1 protein-coding gene is annotated in these 720 nt (G+C 61.9%); it reads right to left on the bottom strand.

Annotated features, from left to right (window positions below):
• Positions 1-720 (bottom strand): HD domain-containing protein (locus D6877_RS02800; protein WP_130909769.1); only part of this gene is annotated, 720 nt, incomplete at both ends.

Here is a 720-nt window from a genome sequence, read left to right as displayed (position 1 = left end):
GCACCAGCGGCCCGCCATCGACTGGTTGCTGCAGGATCGCGTCGCTGTGCCAGGCGACATCGCCGGCGGTGTGGCGCAGGAAATAGTCATCGCCCAATTGCGCCCACAATTGCTCGACATCGTCCGGGTCGGTGCCGCCGCGCACCAGAATGTCCAGCGCCGCACTCTGCGTCTGGCGAATCTGTTCTTCGCGATCCACCGGGTTTTCCAGACCGCGGCGCAGGGCACGCTTGGTCTCGGTATAGAGCTGGCGCAGCAGGCTGGCGCGCCATGAGTTCCACAATGTCGGGTTGGTCGCGTTGATATCGGCCACGGTCAGCACATAGAGGTAGTCGAGGCGCGTTTCATCGCCGACCGCCTGAGCAAAATCGTGGATCACCTGCGGGTCGGACAGATCCTTGCGCTGCGCAGTGGTGGACATCACCAGATGGTTCTGCACCAGCCAGACGATCAGGCGGCTGTCCCACACCGGCAACTGATGGCGCTGGCAGAACGCTTCGGCATCGACCGCGCCGATCTCCGAGTGATCGCCGTGCCGGCCCTTGCCGATGTCGTGATACAGACCGGCCATGTAGATCAGTTCAGGCTTGGGCAGCTTGGCCATGAGCTTGGCGGCCAGCGGAAATTTCTCCGAGACCTGGGTGTACTGCAGTTTGCGCAGGTGCTTGATCAGATTCAGCGTGTGCGCATCGACCGTATAAATGTGGAACAGGTCATGCT

Origin of the sequence: Pseudomonas sp. Sample_9, from assembly GCF_004307535.1 — a bacterium.
Classification (GTDB): domain Bacteria; phylum Pseudomonadota; class Gammaproteobacteria; order Pseudomonadales; family Pseudomonadaceae; genus Aquipseudomonas; species Aquipseudomonas mercuritolerans.
This window is presented reverse-complemented; position numbering and strand designations above follow the sequence as displayed.